This is a genomic window from Arcobacter sp., assembly GCF_050300555.1.
Lineage (GTDB): Bacteria > Campylobacterota > Campylobacteria > Campylobacterales > Arcobacteraceae > Arcobacter.
The window spans coordinates 36442-52857 of record NZ_JBNKXY010000010.1 but is presented as its reverse complement, the minus strand read 5'-3'; the positions used below and the strand labels follow the sequence as shown (position 1 = coordinate 52857).

15 protein-coding genes and 2 pseudogenes are annotated in these 16416 nt (G+C 25.7%); 9 read left to right on the top strand and 8 right to left on the bottom strand.

The genetic code is table 11. The features are described from left to right. Positions 1 to 141: 141 nt before the first annotated feature. Both ACQY5W_RS08890 and ACQY5W_RS08885 read left to right on the top strand, forming a co-directional pair. Complete coding sequence (locus tag ACQY5W_RS08890; RefSeq protein ID WP_428024606.1) at positions 142 to 2088, top strand: sensor histidine kinase; 1947 nt, start codon at positions 142 to 144, stop codon at positions 2086 to 2088. Between the two features lie 225 nt (positions 2089 to 2313). Next, positions 2314 to 2712: a DUF2721 domain-containing protein gene (locus ACQY5W_RS08885; protein ID WP_428024605.1), complete on the top strand. Its 399-nt coding sequence runs from the start codon at positions 2314 to 2316 to the stop codon at positions 2710 to 2712. 3 nt (positions 2713 to 2715) lie between these two features. On the opposite strand, the gene ACQY5W_RS08880 is transcribed toward ACQY5W_RS08885, so the two are convergent. Next, positions 2716 to 2904, bottom strand: a complete 189-nt coding sequence (locus tag ACQY5W_RS08880) for a hypothetical protein (RefSeq protein WP_428024604.1) — start codon at positions 2902 to 2904, stop codon at positions 2716 to 2718. Between the two features lie 133 nt (positions 2905 to 3037). On the opposite strand from ACQY5W_RS08880, the gene ACQY5W_RS08875 reads away from it, so the two are divergent. Beyond that, complete coding sequence (locus ACQY5W_RS08875) at positions 3038 to 3904, top strand: AraC family transcriptional regulator (RefSeq protein WP_428024603.1); 867 nt, start codon at positions 3038 to 3040, stop codon at positions 3902 to 3904. Between the two features lie 274 nt (positions 3905 to 4178). Here ACQY5W_RS08875 and ACQY5W_RS08870 read toward each other — a convergent pair whose 3' ends face one another. Then, positions 4179 to 4394, bottom strand: coding sequence for a hypothetical protein (locus ACQY5W_RS08870; protein WP_428024602.1), 216 nt, complete (start codon positions 4392 to 4394; stop codon positions 4179 to 4181). Between the two features lie 115 nt (positions 4395 to 4509). Here ACQY5W_RS08870 and ACQY5W_RS08865 point away from each other — a divergent pair, with 115 nt between their 5' ends. Next, on the top strand, positions 4510 to 5412 hold the full coding sequence (locus ACQY5W_RS08865; RefSeq protein ID WP_428024601.1) for a DNA-methyltransferase: 903 nt from the start codon (positions 4510 to 4512) through the stop codon (positions 5410 to 5412). Here ACQY5W_RS08865 and ACQY5W_RS08860 read toward each other — a convergent pair whose 3' ends face one another. From ACQY5W_RS08860 to ACQY5W_RS08850, 3 genes are all read right to left on the bottom strand, one after another. Continuing rightward, complete coding sequence (locus tag ACQY5W_RS08860; protein WP_428024600.1) at positions 5413 to 5955, bottom strand: hypothetical protein; 543 nt, start codon at positions 5953 to 5955, stop codon at positions 5413 to 5415. Beyond that, positions 5948 to 6133, bottom strand: coding sequence for a helix-turn-helix domain-containing protein (locus tag ACQY5W_RS08855; protein ID WP_428024599.1), 186 nt, complete (start codon positions 6131 to 6133; stop codon positions 5948 to 5950). The genes ACQY5W_RS08860 and ACQY5W_RS08855 overlap by 8 nt, the downstream gene beginning before the upstream one ends. Positions 6134 to 7086: 953 nt before the next feature. Further along, positions 7087 to 7707: a class I SAM-dependent methyltransferase gene (locus tag ACQY5W_RS08850; RefSeq protein WP_428024598.1), complete on the bottom strand. Its 621-nt coding sequence runs from the start codon at positions 7705 to 7707 to the stop codon at positions 7087 to 7089. Between the two features lie 339 nt (positions 7708 to 8046). Between ACQY5W_RS08850 and ACQY5W_RS08845 the strand changes: the two are divergent. Together ACQY5W_RS08845 and ACQY5W_RS08840 are read left to right on the top strand one after the other, a co-directional pair. Continuing rightward, positions 8047 to 8694, top strand: a pseudogene (locus ACQY5W_RS08845) (cache domain-containing protein); the annotation flags it as partial. A 474-nt stretch (positions 8695 to 9168) separates the two neighbouring features. Further along, a pseudogene (locus ACQY5W_RS08840) lies at positions 9169 to 10101 on the top strand (methyl-accepting chemotaxis protein); the annotation flags it as partial. Positions 10102 to 10116: 15 nt separating this feature from the next. Here the strand turns inward: ACQY5W_RS08840 and ACQY5W_RS08835 are convergent. From ACQY5W_RS08835 to ACQY5W_RS08825, 3 genes are read right to left on the bottom strand one after another with little or no spacing between them, the layout of a single operon-like run. Continuing rightward, positions 10117 to 10773 (bottom strand): response regulator, encoded by a 657-nt coding sequence (locus tag ACQY5W_RS08835; protein WP_428024597.1) that lies wholly within the window; start codon positions 10771 to 10773, stop codon positions 10117 to 10119. Next, positions 10763 to 12346, bottom strand: coding sequence for a sensor histidine kinase (locus ACQY5W_RS08830; RefSeq protein WP_428024596.1), 1584 nt, complete (start codon positions 12344 to 12346; stop codon positions 10763 to 10765). The genes ACQY5W_RS08835 and ACQY5W_RS08830 overlap by 11 nt, the downstream gene beginning before the upstream one ends. Beyond that, entirely contained in the window at positions 12346 to 13491 is a 1146-nt protein-coding gene (locus ACQY5W_RS08825) for an ABC transporter substrate-binding protein (RefSeq protein ID WP_428024595.1), read from the bottom strand. The genes ACQY5W_RS08830 and ACQY5W_RS08825 overlap by 1 nt, the downstream gene beginning before the upstream one ends. A gap of 152 nt (positions 13492 to 13643) precedes the next feature. Here ACQY5W_RS08825 and ACQY5W_RS08820 point away from each other — a divergent pair, with 152 nt between their 5' ends. The 3 genes from ACQY5W_RS08820 (at position 13644) to ACQY5W_RS08810 (ending at position 16415) form a co-directional block, all read left to right on the top strand. Further along, complete coding sequence (locus tag ACQY5W_RS08820) at positions 13644 to 15341, top strand: 4Fe-4S binding protein (RefSeq protein ID WP_428024594.1); 1698 nt, start codon at positions 13644 to 13646, stop codon at positions 15339 to 15341. Beyond that, positions 15331 to 16104: a TorD/DmsD family molecular chaperone gene (locus ACQY5W_RS08815; protein WP_428024593.1), complete on the top strand. Its 774-nt coding sequence runs from the start codon at positions 15331 to 15333 to the stop codon at positions 16102 to 16104. The genes ACQY5W_RS08820 and ACQY5W_RS08815 overlap by 11 nt, the downstream gene beginning before the upstream one ends. Before the next feature lie 98 nt (positions 16105 to 16202). Further along, positions 16203 to 16415, top strand: coding sequence for a Tat pathway signal protein (locus tag ACQY5W_RS08810; RefSeq protein WP_428024592.1), 213 nt, complete (start codon positions 16203 to 16205; stop codon positions 16413 to 16415). The last annotated feature ends 1 nt before the right edge of the window (position 16416 follow it).

Here is a 16416-nt window from a genome sequence, read left to right as displayed (position 1 = left end):
ACTGATATTTTATACACAAAAAGTTTTTAAATAAATTTTGTTGAACTAGCCAAAGAACTAGATAAAATCATATAATAATTCAAAGTTGCTTTTTAATTTCGTTCTGATATAATAAAATAATTTATTTGTTCTAGGAAAATAATGAAATATTTGGATAGTGAAAAAAACATCTTATATGTTATCAAATATGGGGCTATTATCCCTGTATTACTATTCTCTTTTATTATTACAAATATTTTTATTGAACAAAAAAAACAAGACTTAGAAAAAGAACTTCAAACACAAAAAACAAATTATTTAAACCAAAATAAGAAAATCATCAAAAATGAAATATCAAATGTTTTTAATCTAATCAATGATGAAATAAAAAAATCAGAAGATATATTAAAAGAGCTTATAAAAGATAAAGTTTATGAAGCACATAAAGTTGCAACAACACTTTACAATGAAGAATTAAATGATAAAAACAACATACCTCTTCGTACAAAAAAACATATTTTTGAGACTATTAAACATGCACTAACGGGTATGACATACAACAATGGGAGAGGTTATTTTTTTATTGACGATATAAATGGCGTAAAAATTTTACAACCATTTAATAAAGAGTTTGAAGGTAAAAATCTACTTGAGTATGAAGATGTCAATGGCTATAAATTTGTAAAAAGAATTGCTGAAACAATTAAAAATAAAACTGAAACATATGACAAATATTATTGGTATAAACCAAATAGCAAAGAGAAAGCATTTGAAAAAATAAGTTTTTATAAATACTTTGAACCAATGAATGCAGCAATTGGTACAGGTGAATATTTAGTTGATTTTGAAGAATATTTAAAAAAGAAAATCTTAGAGTGGATAAGAAAAATCAAATATGGTGAGAATGGTTATATTTTCATATATGACGAAAATGGTGTATGTCTTTCTCATATAAACAAAGAATACATTGGTGTAAATAAAATTAATTTACAAAATAAAGAAGGAAAGTATTTAATAAAAGATTTATTATCCTTCACTAAAAATAATAAAGAGGGATATTTGCACTATTTCTCTTCTTATTATAATAATAATGATTCATCTGAAAAGATTTCATATTTAAAACTTTTTGAAAAATGGAACTGGACAGTAGGTACAGGATTTTATTTAGATAAATTAAATAATGAAATTAAACAAAGAGAAAAAGAGTTAACAAAAAATAATGAGTTGGTAATTAATAAAATACTAACGATAAGTATTATCATAACTTTTTTATTAATTGCCATATCTTTTTATATTTCAAATATTATAGCTAATAAATTTAATCAATATAAAATCAATATTGAAAATGAAACAGCTAAAACTATCGAAAAAGAAAAACTACTTGTACAACAATCTAAAATGGCAGTAATGGGTGAGATGATAGGAAATATTGCTCACCAATGGAAACAACCTTTAAGTTTAATTAGTATGTCAAATACCCTAATAAAATTAAATAAAGAAAATGAAGGATTAAATACAGAAGAAGAGATAAGTGAAGCTATAAATAATATAGATAATTCAGTTATCCATCTAACAACAACAATTGATGACTTTAGAAACTTCTTTAATCCAAATAAACAAATGACGTATTTTAGTATAGAAGCCACTTTAGAAAAAACATTTAAACTGGTAAGTTCAGAATTTAAAAATAGCAATATAGAAATAGTAAAAAATATAAGTAATACTTGTATTAGTGGTTATCAAAATGAACTTTTACAAGTCTTTATTAACATAATCAAAAATGCAAAAGATGAATTCACTAAAATAGAAAATAACTTACAAAAACACTACTTATTTATTGATACAAGAGAAGAGGAAGATAAAGTAATAATAAAAATAAAAGATAATATTGGTGGTATAAAAGAGTCACTTATAAATGATATTTTTAAACCATACTTTACTACAAAAAAAGACAAAGGTGGAACAGGAATAGGTCTATATATGAGTAAGCAAATCATAGAAAATATGAATGGCGAACTAAAAGTATCAAATGTCAACTTTAACTATAGAGGCATCGCATATAAAGGTGCGGAATTCACAATAACTCTACCAAAAAATACAGATATCTAATATAAAATTTTTTAAAATTTATTATGTTTTCACACTTGTTTTCTTCATTATAAAAAGTAAAGTTTTTTTTGCTATATTTTCAAAATCTTAATAAATAGGGCAAATTTTAATTTGCCTTACTAAAGTTCACACTTTTTCTATTTTACACTATTTGCCACTGTATATATTTTAACTATTATTTTTTATTGTTTTAGTTACAATACAAAAAAATATAAAAGGCACTTTATGGAAATAGAAATATCAACACCCGCTTTGCTTTTTCCAGCAATATCATTATTACTTTTAGCCTATACAAATCGGTTTCTTACAACAGGTCAACTTATACGTTCACTTAGCAGACAAGCAAGAGAACATGGAGGGCAAGAGCTTACTGGACAAATTGATAATCTAAAAAGAAGACTTGAACTTACAAAGTGGATGCAATTTTTTGGAGTGGTATCTATGCTTTTGTGTACAGTATCTATGTTTTCACTTTTTTTAGGATTTTATGATGTGGGTAAGAAAATATTTGGACTAAGTTTGCTTACTATGTGTCTATCATTATGTATTTCCCTATGGGAAGTATATATCTCATCAAATGCTTTAAATCTAGAATTAAAAGATTTAGATGAGAAATTTAAATAAAGGTTAATAGCTCTTTACATTAAAAAAGCTAAGGTTTTTCTTTTTTAATGTTTCTTGATTAGATTTATAAACAGATGAGAAGATAAGATTTACTTCATCTTTTGATTTTAAGACTTTTTCATCACTATTAACATTTACTTTTAATGCAAATACTGCCCCTATAAAAATCATTAATACAAATATAGTTTTCATTTTATTCCTTTTTTAAAGTATAAAATTAAAAAGGGAATTTGTCTTTTCATTATGTTTAAATATTCTTATCAAATCGTGCTATTATTTTTATAATTTCAAAGTATTGCACATAAAATATGCTATTATCATACCCATGAAAAAACCTGATACAAATAACGAACATAGACAAAGAATCAATGAAGTTCAATACCATATATATAAATATCTATCTATGAAACTTACAATTGAAGACTTAGCAAAAATATCTTCATATTCTCCATACCATTTTCAAAGAATATTTAAAGAAATAACAGGGAAAAGTGTTACAAACTATATAAAAGATTTAAGACTATATTGTGCAGCAAATCTTCTTATTTTTAATCCAACATCATCAATTACAAATATTGCTTACAATTGTGGATTTAAATCATCTGCAACCTTTAGCAATGAATTTAAAAAAGCCTACAACTACTCACCAAATGAATGGAGAAAAGAGAAACATAAAAATCATACACCAAAAGAGTATGAATTAAAAGAAAGAAAAATAGACTTTTCAAAAATTGAGATAAAAAAGATACCAGAAACATCTATAGCATATATGAGACATATGGGATTTGATAAAACCATAAAAAAAGGGTGGCAAAAATTTTTATATCTTTTAGAAGAAGAGTTTGATATAAAAAATCCAACTATGCTGGCAGTTCATCATAGTAATCCAAATATTACTGCACTTGAGGATTATAGATATATTGCATGTGTTGATTTAGAAGGCAAAAAAATAGAACCAAAAGGAGACATAGGATTGTGTTCTATCAAGGGTGGATTATATGCAACTATTAGATTCCAAGGTGTTTGTGAAGATGTTCTAACTTTATATCAAAAGATGTATTATCAATGGATTCCAAGTAGTGAATTTGAAGCTTTAGAGGGTTCTGCTAGTGTTTTATACTACAAAAATAATTACCTAGATCCAAATGATGAGTTTGATATAGAATTTAGAGTGCCTGTTAAATATAAATAACAGTTATATATCTTGACTTTTATCTACTTTCATAAGTTTTCCTTTGTATTTTCATACTTTGGAATGATTGTATTGTTTTATTGTGTAGTGTGAATAAGGGTTGTTAGTTGCTTTTCAGAACTTTAACGCTTGAATTAAGCGACAAGGCAATATAATTTAGTAAAATTTTGGTCTTTTATCTAAATAAATTTAAGAGATAAAAGCTTGGTATTTTTGCAGTATAGACTTGTTCTCTTTCTACGATTTCTTATAAGCTTTACTAGGTAAAAATTGATTATTCTTTTAAATAAGGCGTTAAATCATTTATTATGTTATCTAATATAGTACTTTTTTTGTAATTGCTTAACCAAGACTCAACCCAATTAGGAATAGGTTTTTTATTATCATTCCAATTATTAACAGTATTATAAGATATATTTGTTAATTCAGCAAATGCTTTTCTATCTAAACCAATATTTTTTAATGTTTTATCAAATTCTTCTTTTACCATAGTTTATCCATTTGTTTGATAGAATTATATCAAAATATACATCAATTAGATATAATACTTGACAATTACATTTAATTGATGTATAATTGTACTAAATTACATCATAAGGATAAAATTGAAAGAGATTAAAAATAGTATAATTAATGGTGATTGCCAAACTGTCATGAAAGAATTGCCTGATAATTATATATCAGCATGTATTACAGACCCTCCTTATAATTATGAATTTATAGGTCATAAATGGGATGAAAAAGAAATTCAGAGAAGAATGAGTAAAGCAAAAGACAATAGTAAAACATTAGTTAAAAACATTCCTTATGGGAGTGGCTTAGCAGGTGGTGTTAGAAATAAAAGATGGTATCAAAAAAATAGAAATAATATTATAGATTATGAAAATTGGTGTTATGAATGGGGTAAAGAATTATTTAGAGTATGTAAGCCAGGTGCTACAGTTTTGGTTTTTAATAGTACAAGAACAATTGCACATGTTCAAATTGCACTTGAAAAGGCAGGATTTTATGCTAGAGATATTGTTGTGTATCGTAGAACAAGTGGGATACCTAAAGGTATTAATATGCAAAAAAAAATGGCACAACAAGGATATGATAACTCTGAAGAATTTGCGGGATGGCAAAGTTGTTTAAGAAGTGAATGGGAAGCAATTTGTGTTCTTCAAAAACCTTTAGTAAATAATTATACAGAAACTTTAATGACTTATGGAACAGGATTATTCTATACAACTATGGATGATGGTGGATTTCAATCAAATATCCTTGAAAATATTAAAAGAGATAAAGTTGCAGACTATAATATTCATTGCACTGTAAAACCTTTAGATTTAATGCAAAAATTAATAAAAATTTTCGCTCCTAAAACAAAAGGTTCTATAGTTCTTGATCCATTTGCAGGATCTGGAACGACTTTGGTTGCTGCTAAAGAAGCAGGAGTAGACTATTTAGGTATAGAAATAGAGCCACAATATATAGACATAATTAACAAAAGATTAAATGAAATTTAATTAAATTTTAAAATTATTAGCATTTGATATTAGATAATTTTTAATATCAAACCCTGATAAATTTTTTATAAATTCAAAGGAGTTGTATCCTGTATAAATTTCCCACCCACCAGTTTGACATGCTGTCATTGCTGCTTGTAAATTATCTTCTCTTAAAAATAAGAATACTGGAATATAGCCATTGTCTTTTAATAATGCACCATATTCTTTAAATTTCTTTAGTGTTCCTGAATCACCAGAACCAACTCTATATTTAGTGTCAATGGCATATTTCCCTATTCTTAAATCACATGGTTCATCAGACCCTATTCTTAACGCAGGTTGAAAGTTTGGTAAGCTTCGACATGCCTCAATCACCAATCCTTCCCAACATTTCCCAAGTTCTCTCCCCCAATATTGTTTGTTTTCATCTTTCATTTTATCTGTAATTCCAAATGTTTCCATTAATATATCGCTAGATGATGCGGTTGCAATATGTGTTTTTGCCTTAAATGCTGTTTGATATTTTCTTAAAACATTATCAAGATTAATATTCCTATTCATCCATATTCTCCAATAATTTATATAATTTTATGTCAAGTCCAATACAAAGTTTTTCTAAATTTAAGTAAGTAGGATTTCGTTTAGCTCTTTCAATTAAACTAATGTAAGTCCTATCAAAATTACATATTTCGGCTAACTTCTCTTGAGATATATTTAGTTCATTTCTACGAATTTTCACTACATTAGCTAATTTATTTAATAATATTTGTTCTGAATTTTCCATAATGATAATAATACTATATTGAAGACTATAAAGCAACTGATTATAAGTCTCATTTATAAAAAGTACCTATTTTTATTAATAATACATTTTATATATAATAGCCTTAAATTAGTGATATTTATTATATAAATAATGTTAGTTTATTGTATAAAAGAAGAGCCTTTATTTAGGCTTTTCTTTTAATTATTGATTTTAATTTGTCTGTATTGTTACATTTTTAAAGTATATTTTGAAATTATAATGTATGATTTAGCCCTGTATTTAGCCAATAAAACAACATAATGTATATCTATTTGTCAAAAATATTGATAAAACTACATTTTGTTGTTTTTATTCTCATGAACACCTGACGGTCTTCGCACTTCTTACTTTGTATGGACAAAGTAAGCAAAACCACCAACAGAGTTTCAAAGCCCTTTGGGTTCCCTCATTTATTATTTTTATCTTTTCTGCTTGGCAAAACTCGTTTATTAAAACTTGCATTTAGCAACTTTTAAACACTCAAACAGTTGCCAATCTTGTTTAGAAAAGAGAAAAATAAACATTCGGCTTTTGCAAATGTTGGAATCAAAGGTGGGATAAGGACATTTGCATTTTTGATTTGTTATGTACCTAACTTCACTTTAGTAAATTTATATATGATAGTTTGAACTTTAGGGATTTCTCTCTGCCTTTGATGAAGCTAAGATTTTAGGCTTTTTTTTCGGGGAACAGTGAGGACTGTTTGAGGAGACAAAAGTCCTAAATGCACTTTTTCGACGAGTTCCGCAACGCAGAAAAAAAAGTCTAAAATCTTAGGTAGCTTTGCCTTCATCAACTCGGCAGTCTTTTTTGCTTACTTTTTCGAGACCAAAAAGTAAGAAGAGCGGAAACCTTTAGGTTTTCAAGAGAGTATAACCATTATAAAACTACAAATAAAACCGAATCAACCTACCCTCTATCTCAACCCTAGAAAAGCCAAACTCCTCTTTTATCCACTCAAAGGTTTTTCTTTGATACATAAAAATATGTGTGGGGTCATTTTTGTAGTACCACTTATCAAAATCTATACTCTCATCATAAATATCCGTCATAAGATACAAACTTCCATTATCTTTTAAAAGTGATTTAAAAAGAGTAAACTCCTTATTTGGCTCTTGAAAATGCTCAATAACCTCACTACTTGTGATGTAGTCATATTTTTTTTCTAATAACGATTTATCATCTAAATAAAACAAATCATAACCATATATTTTATATCCATTGTCACTAAGCACTTTTATTATGGCAGAATCTTTTCCACAACCAAAATCTAAACCAATACTACTTTTTGGCTTATCATTTAAAACTGAGTTTGTGATAGGGGAAAGAAAGTTTTGGTATCTTATATCACTTGAATTATTTTTATGTTTTTCATAGATATTTTTTTCATCCTCACCTATTAGGTGAAACTCTTTTGCCTTGAATACTCCTGTACAACACTCACATTTATAGTGGGTATTTTTATAAAAAAGTTTTGAAAAAGAGCTACATAGTGGACAAGTTATCAAAATAAAGCCTTTTTTTTAATATATTATTAAAATTATTATAGCTTTTTTTATTTTATATATAAAAATCTTGCAGTTAGAAAAAATACTATATAGAGAATAGCTATTTATATGGGTAAAATTTATTTTACTAATATGGTTATTTTTTATCCATAGATTTTAGACTACTTATTTAAATAATATGTAAATATTGATTATAAAGTATAATTTTTAAAAAAATAATTGTATTTCTTTTTATATACATTGAATTATTTTAGTAAAAAATATTTTACTTATTAAAGTTTAATTAATTATTTTATTTATATAATACCTTTAAATTTTTAACTAAATTAAAGGAGAGAAATGAATTTAGTAAGTAGTTTTTTAGGAAATCTTAAAGTTTTTAAAAAGATGTTAGTTGTGGCAATTGTTACATTGGTTTCTATGATTATATTAACGTTTATTCTGATATATGAACAAAAAAAAGTTATGGTAAATGAAAAAAAGGCTCAATTAGTAAATATTATTGAACTATCTTATAGTTTAATTGATAAAGAATATAAAAATTTTAAAAATGGAAAAATAAGTGAAAATGAAGCTAAAGAAATAGCACTGAGTAATATAAAAAATTTAAGGTATGAAGAGAATAATTATATTTGGATAAATGATGCACAGCTTCCTTATCCTAAAATGATAATGCATCCTACCTCTCCTTCTTTAAATGGAGAAATATTAAATCTTGAAAAATTTAATGTTGCTACACAATTAGAGTTTGGCTTAGGTTTAAAAGATGTAGAGACTGTATCAAAAAAGAACTTATTTCAAGCCTCAGTTGAAATAACTAAAAAAAGTAATTTTGGATTTGTTGAATATTCATGGGAAAAATCGGATAATAAACTTCATGAAAAACTATCATTTGTAAAAAAATATGAACCTTGGAATTGGGTATTGGGGACTGGAATTTATATGGATGATGTAAAAGAAGAATTTTATAATTCAGCTACAAAGGCTCTGGAAGCGATTATAGTAATTGTATTAATTTTATTTGTTTTATTTTATATAATTACAAAAGAGATAGTTTTTAAAGTTTCATTCATTGATAAAGGATTAGAAAACTTTTTTTCATATTTAAATAGAGAAACAAATGAAATAATAATCCAACGAATTGACTCAAAAGATGAATTTGGAAATATGTCAAAGTTAATCAATACTAATATTGAAAAAGCACAAAAAGGTATAAATGAAGATAGAACATTGATTGATGATACAATTAATATGTTAGAGGAGTTTGAACAAGGGAATTTATCTCAAAGACTTCAATTAGATGTTTCAAATCCAGTAATGATGCAATTAAAAAATGTATTAAATAAAATGGCAGAAAACTTTGAAAATAATGTTGACAACATCCTAAATATTTTAGAAAAATATTCTAAATTTAATTATCTAGAAAAAGTTGACACAAATGGAATAAAAGCAGATTTATTAGAACTTGCCACAGGAGTAAACACATTAGGTGAATCAATTACTTCAATGCTAGTTGAGAATAAATCAAATGGTATTACTTTGCATAATAGCTCAGCTATTCTTTTAGAAAATGTAGAAAAATTAAACAAAAATGCAATAGAAGCAGCATCTTCTCTTGAAGAAACTGCAGCAGCTTTAGAACAAATAACTGGAAATATTAAAAATAATACTGAAAATATTACAAAAATGGCAGAAATTTCTCATAATGTAACTATTTCTTCTTCAAATGGAGAAAAACTTGCAAATGATACAGTAATAGCAATGGAGGATATTGATACTCAAGTTAGGGCAATAAATGAATCAATTAGCATTATTGACCAAATAGCCTTTCAAACAAATATTTTATCACTTAATGCTGCAGTTGAAGCAGCAACAGCAGGTGAAGCTGGAAAAGGTTTTACAGTTGTAGCCCAAGAGGTTAGAAACTTAGCTACAAGAAGTTCAGAAGCTGCCAAAGAAATAAAAGATATGGTTGAAAATGCTACAAAAAAAGCAAATGAAGGAAAGTCTATTGCTACTAATATGATTACTGGATATAAAACATTAAATAATGATATTACACGAACAATAGAACTTATTTCAGAAGTGGAAGGGGCAAGTAAAGAACAATTATCCGGTATAGAACAAATAAATAATGCTATAGCACAACTTGATCAACAAACGCAACAAAATGCTGAAGTAGCTTCAAAAACACATAATATTGCAATTTCTACTGATTCAATTGCAAATTTAGTTGTTAAAAATGCTAATGAAAAAGAGTTCGAGGGTAAAGATAGTGTTAAAGGGAAGTTTTTAAATACTAATAATTCACAAAATATTAAAATGTTAAAGGAACCTATTGTTTCTAAGGAGTTTAATAGTCAAAAAAGCAATGAAGAATGGGAAAATTTCTAAAACATAATATCAGATTTAATCAAGGGCATCTTGATTAAATCTATATGTTTTATGTTGAACTTTTACTAAAATATTTTTTTCTGCCAACTCTTTAAAAAGTTTTATAAGTGTTGGTTTTGAAATAGAAAACTCTTCCATAATATCAGTATAAGATGCTGTAAATAAATTTTCATTATCAAGTTTATTTATAATATATTTTACAATGGCAACTTGTTTACTATCTGTAATTGCAGCAATCATTCTTATTACATTACTATTTTTTTGTATCTCTTTTTTTTGTACAATTGGAAGTAAAACATCATGTAAAGTATTAAGTAGTTCTTTTATGTTTATTGGTTTAATTATATAGTTTTCAACTTTTAACTTTATTGCATCAAGTAAATAGTTTGTATCAGTATGAGCAGTTGTAAGAATTGTAGGAATATTTATGTTTTTATTTTTCAAATGCTTTAAAAAATCAATTCCATTTTCATCTTTTAATAATATATCTGAAATTATTGCATCTACTTTTTTATTTAACAGTATATCCATAGCCTCTTTTGAAGTTTTAACAGCAAAAATATTATTTACAAAATCTTCTAAAACATCTGAAGTATGTTTTAACAGATCTTCATCATCTTCTAAATATAAAACATTAAAATCATGTAAAATATTTAAATTTCTATTTTCCATCTATTGCCTCATCATTAATTGGTATTTTAATTGTAAAAAGTGAACAACTATAATTTTTATTATCTTTTATTTTATGAATAATATTTTTATATGAAATAGAACCGTTTATATGTTTTTCAATTATTTGTTTAGACATATATAATCCTATCCCTGTTCCTGCACTTTTATATTTTGTGGTATAGTAAGGTTCAAAAATTTTTGGAACAATCTCTTTGGGAATTCCTCCACCATTATCCATCATATTTATCATAATATGATTTTTGTATTTACTAACCATAATTTTAATTATTCTATCATTTTTATCAACATTAGAACATAAAGCATCTTTTGAATTTGAAATAATATTTAAAAAAACATGAGATAGTTCATTGTAGTAACTATTTATTGTAATTTTATCTTTTATTACAAGTTCTATTTTTATATTTTCCTTTGATAAAAGATATTTTGATAACTCAATTGAATGCTCTATACAATTTTCTATATCAAAGGTTATTTTTGCTTTATCAGGAGAAAAGAAATTTTTAAAATCATCCAAAGTATTTGACATATTACTAGCAAGTAACAAAGCATCATTTACTTTTTCATCAACAAATTCATTTGTTAATTTTCCCAATTGCATTTTTGTTTGAAAACTTTGTACTATCATACTAATTGAGCCTAAAGGTTGTCGCCATTGATGGGCAATATTATTAAGCATCTCTCCCAAACTTGCAAGTCGTGCTTGTTGAAACATAATAATATCTTTTTTTCTATTTTGTTGAACTTCTTTTGAAATCTTTTTTTCCAAGGAATCATTAAGTTGCGTTAATTCTTTTGTTTTATCTTCTACTTTTTTTTCTAAAGAATCATGAAGTTGTTTAAAATTATTTGTAATAAAAACTGATAAAACAATTGAAAATAGAAAAACTAAAAATATAGAAATAACAGAAAATATAATAATTGTATTAAATACTTTTTGAGTATCACTTTTTTCATTTATAGCTATTGATAAATCATAGTTAATCAAACTTGTTAAATAAATAGATATGGCATTTATCTGCAAATTCAAATTATCAATTTGTTCAGCACTTAAACTTTTATCAATACTTCCTAATATTTTTTGAATATTTGTCATTTTAGAATCAATGTTTTTGATAATATTCTCTTTTAAAATCTCATTATCACTATTTTTACTTTTTGTTATTATAAACTTTTTAATAAAATTTGTAATTATCTCATCATTATATAAAGCCATCTCTTTTTTATATAAAGTCCAATTTTTTCTTATTAATTGTTCACCTAAAATTAATACCTCTTCCCCTTGCTCAAAAGTAAGATTCTTGTTCTCAAAATCTTTTAATGTATCTTGAATATTTACTTTATATGTATCTTTAATATTTTCTAATTTTATTAATGATTTTGTTCTTTTATTAAAAAATTTATCAAAATCCTCTTTTATCGTAAAAATAGAGATTTGAGATAATAAAACTATACAAATCATTCCACCTGCAATAATAAAAATTAAAAAATATGTTTTATATGAAAAACTTAATTTGTCAAAATAATATAGGATTTTATTAAACTTTTCTCTCATTATTTTATCTCTATAAATTGATTATCAACATATTTAAAAAGATATGTTTTATTTAAAAGTTGAGAATGATTAAATCTTATATTGATTCCATCTAAAACATCAGAAGGAGATGTTCTTAATGTAAAAATCAATTTTTCTCTAGTTCTATCATCTTCTATTCTTGAAATTGCATTTACTAAAACTTTTGCAGATAAAAAAGATTCAAGAGAAATAAACCCTAACTCAACATCTGGATAATATTTTTTCATCAATGTTTGATACTCTTTTATTACAGGAATTGAATCTTGTGTATAACTTGGAACAACTTGAGAAAAAATTAAATTACTTGTGTTTACATTATAAAATTTAAGCTCTTTAACCATAGCATTTGCATCACCAAAAGAGATATTACAAAAAATAGTATTTTTAAAATTTTTATTCTCTTTAGCTTTTTTTATAAATAATGAGTTTGGCTTATATGCACCAATCATAATTATAACTTCTGGTTTAGCATCTTTTATTTCATTAAAGGCATGAGTAATTGATAAAGTATTTCTTTTATAAGAACCTTCAGCAACTAGGGGTAATTTTCTACTTTTTAAACTTTTTAATAAAGATACATACCCTTCTTCACCATAATCATCATTTTGATAAAAAACTGCAAACTTATTTAAACTTTTTTTATTATGTAAATAATATATTAAACTCTCTATTTCTTCATCATATGAACTTCTAAAATTAATAAAATTTTTATTTTGATTATCTCTTAAAAAAGAAGCTCCTGTAAATGGAGCAAAAAATGGTACTTCTGCATCACGAACAATTGGTAAAATTGATTTAACTGTTGGAGTTCCTACAAAACCAAAAAGAGCAAACACTTTGTCACTAAAAAGAAGTTTATTGGTATTGTCTATTGTAAGTTCAGGTTCATACTTATCATCATATGTTAAAAACTCTATTTTTTTATTTCCTAATAATTTTACATCATTAACATATTTAAAATATGAATTTGCACCAAAAATAACTGATTCACCCCATGACTTTATTATCCCAGTTTTTGGAAGTGAAGAGCCTACTACAATAGTGTTTTGTGTATATACTTCACTTTTAAAATAAAAATAAAAAATAATGAATATAAATAATATTATTGGAGTTCTTTTTAACATATATGCAGTTTACTAAAATAAATAAAAAAATTTGCTTTAGCATTAAGTAACAAATCTTCAAAAAAAGGTAAAATATTTTTTAACTTTTAAGTTTTATTTAATTTTAAACAAATAGAATATAGTAAAATATATTTTACCAAAGGGTATTCTTTATGCAAGAATTTATTTACTACCATCCCAAGGGACTTGATTTCCCGATTAGTGATACTATTTTAGTTACTAATAATCTTAATGAAATACAAAATAAATCATTTTTAATATCAAATACAAATTTAATCCCAAGTGAATTAACTGCAAGAGAAATTGATTTTTATATAAAAAATACTAAAGATTCTCTATCCCAAAAAATCAATAATGTATCAGCACTTTATGAAATAGCAGCAACAAAATATGATTATGCACAAGATATATCTTTTACTCAAGAAATATCAAAAGATATCCTACTAATAGCTAACAATAAAGAAGACTATGATAACTTTATTGCTTCTACTTTAAATGATGACTTTAACCTATTTTATATTAAAGAAGATATTTTAAAATCTATCTCGGGTCATATTGGAAATCTTAGTATTGTTGTAGATGATGAAGGGAAAGATGTAACATTAAATGTATCTCAAATCGTATGGTTTGATGCAAAAGAAGAAGGAATCAAACAAAGTGGAACTTTTGACCCTGGTAAATCATCTTTAGATGAAGTAATTAAAACTTTAAAAGAAAACATTAACTCATACTCATACAAAAAATATACTACTTATGACAAAACTATTTGTCAATACAATGAAAGAAGAGAAGAGATATGTAGCAAATGTGAAGAAGTATGCCCTAGCGTTGCAATTGTAAAACATGATGAAACAAAAACCTTAGAGTTTTCACAAATAGATTGTCATGGTTGTGGAGGTTGTATTTCAGTTTGTCCTAGTGGTGCACTAGATTATGCACCATCAAGTAGAGAATCACTTTTTGAATTAAGTAAATTTTACAAAAATAAACATCCTCTAATAATTCCATCAAAAATGGAACTTGAAAATTTAAATGTTGAATTAAAAGAAGATGTTTTACCTTTTGCTATTGATGGTGAAAAGTTTTTACATGAAGGAACACTTTTAACACTTCTTCAAATGTCTGGCTCTCAAGTTATTTTCTACAGTGATTTTATTTCAAAAGGTACAGGAGATGCAATTAGAATTTTAAATGATATTTATCAAAAAAAATATTCTAAAGATGCTATTTTACTGGCTTCAAATGAAGAAGAACTAAAAGAAGCTTTAGAAAAAATCTCATTTATAGAAAACTCATATTTCAATTTCAATCAAGAAAGCTTGAAAAAAAGAGAAGTATTTTCTCATAGACTTCAAAAAATTGTTGGAGAAGATGATTTAGGTATAGTTACAACTGGTGAACATATCCATTATGGACGAGTGAAAGTAAATCAAGATAAATGTACCTTATGCCTAGTTTGTGTTGGTTCTTGTAATGTAGATGCTTTAAGTGCAGATGCTACAGATAACACTTTAAGAATAAATCCAAGTTTATGTACTGCTTGCGGATATTGTGAAGTTTCATGCCCTGAAGCTGATTGTTTAACAATAGAAAGAGATGTAATTCAATTAGAACCAACATGGTTCAAAGAAAATATTCTAGCTCATGATACTCTTTTTGCTTGTGTAGAATGTGGAAAAGAGTTTGCTACTACTAAATCAATTCAAAAAATAGCATCACAGATGGCACCTATTTTTTCATCTGACCCAGTAAAAGAGAGAAGTTTATATTGTTGTGCAGATTGCAAACCAAAAATAATGATGCAAAACTATTTTGACCAAAAAAATCAAGGATTAAACAATGCAAGATAATAATGCAATAAATAAAGCGAGAGCTCTTTACTATAACTTATTTGAAAACTTTTTTATTCTTAGTTCAAAAAATGAAAATTATTTTGAGCTTCTTAGATTAATAAATATTTTAAAAGAAAATCCATTGGATGAAATTTCTGGTATGGCTTTAAACAAAATAACTGAAATGTTAGACCCCCTTTCAAATGTACAATTAGTACAAGAATTTGATAACTTATTTCACAATCCCCTTACCCAAAAGATAAGAACAACTGCTTCATATTATGATGAGGGAGTTGAATCAGGTAAAAAAAGAGTTGAGATGATTCAATTTGTTGCAAAAACAAAACTTAGACGTGATGAAAAAAACTTTTTTGAATATGAGGATTCTGTTGGATTTATTTTTTCACTTATGGCTTCACTTTGTAATGATATTGCAAATGGAGAAAAAGAGTATGAAAATACAGTTCACTGTATCTTTGCTCAAATATTAAATGAATTTATTGATGAATTTGCAAAAGATATTTATGAACATGAAAAAGCAACTATATTTAAAGAACTTATGATTGTTCTTCACTCATTTATAGAATTTGAAAGATTATATTTAGAAGTTTCAAAACCTACTCCAAAAGAAAAAATTGAAAAAGAAAATTGCGAAACTATTTCAAAAGAAGAGATGGAAAGAAGAGCAAGAAATAAAGCAATGAAAGCTTTAGGACCAAAGAATATTCAAAATGAGGTTTGTAGTGTTGATACAACATATGATGTAGAAACAGAAATCTAATATAGGTTTTCCTATATTAGAGATTTTATAAAGAGAGTTTAATTCTTTTTATAAAGTCTCTATAATTTAGGGGCTTAATTTCTATAAGGAGGTCAGTCGTGCAACAAAGCAGAAGAGAATTTGCCAAAAAAACAGCAATGATTACTGCAGGTGCAGCAGCAATTGCTGGTACAAGTGTATTGGCTGCTACTGGTGAATCATCATATCAAGATGATAGTAATAATGGTGTTGTAAAAGGAAGTTCTAGAAAAAAAGAGATTCTTTACAAAAAAACTGCGGCTTGGGAAGAATTTTACAAGAACGCAAAATAGT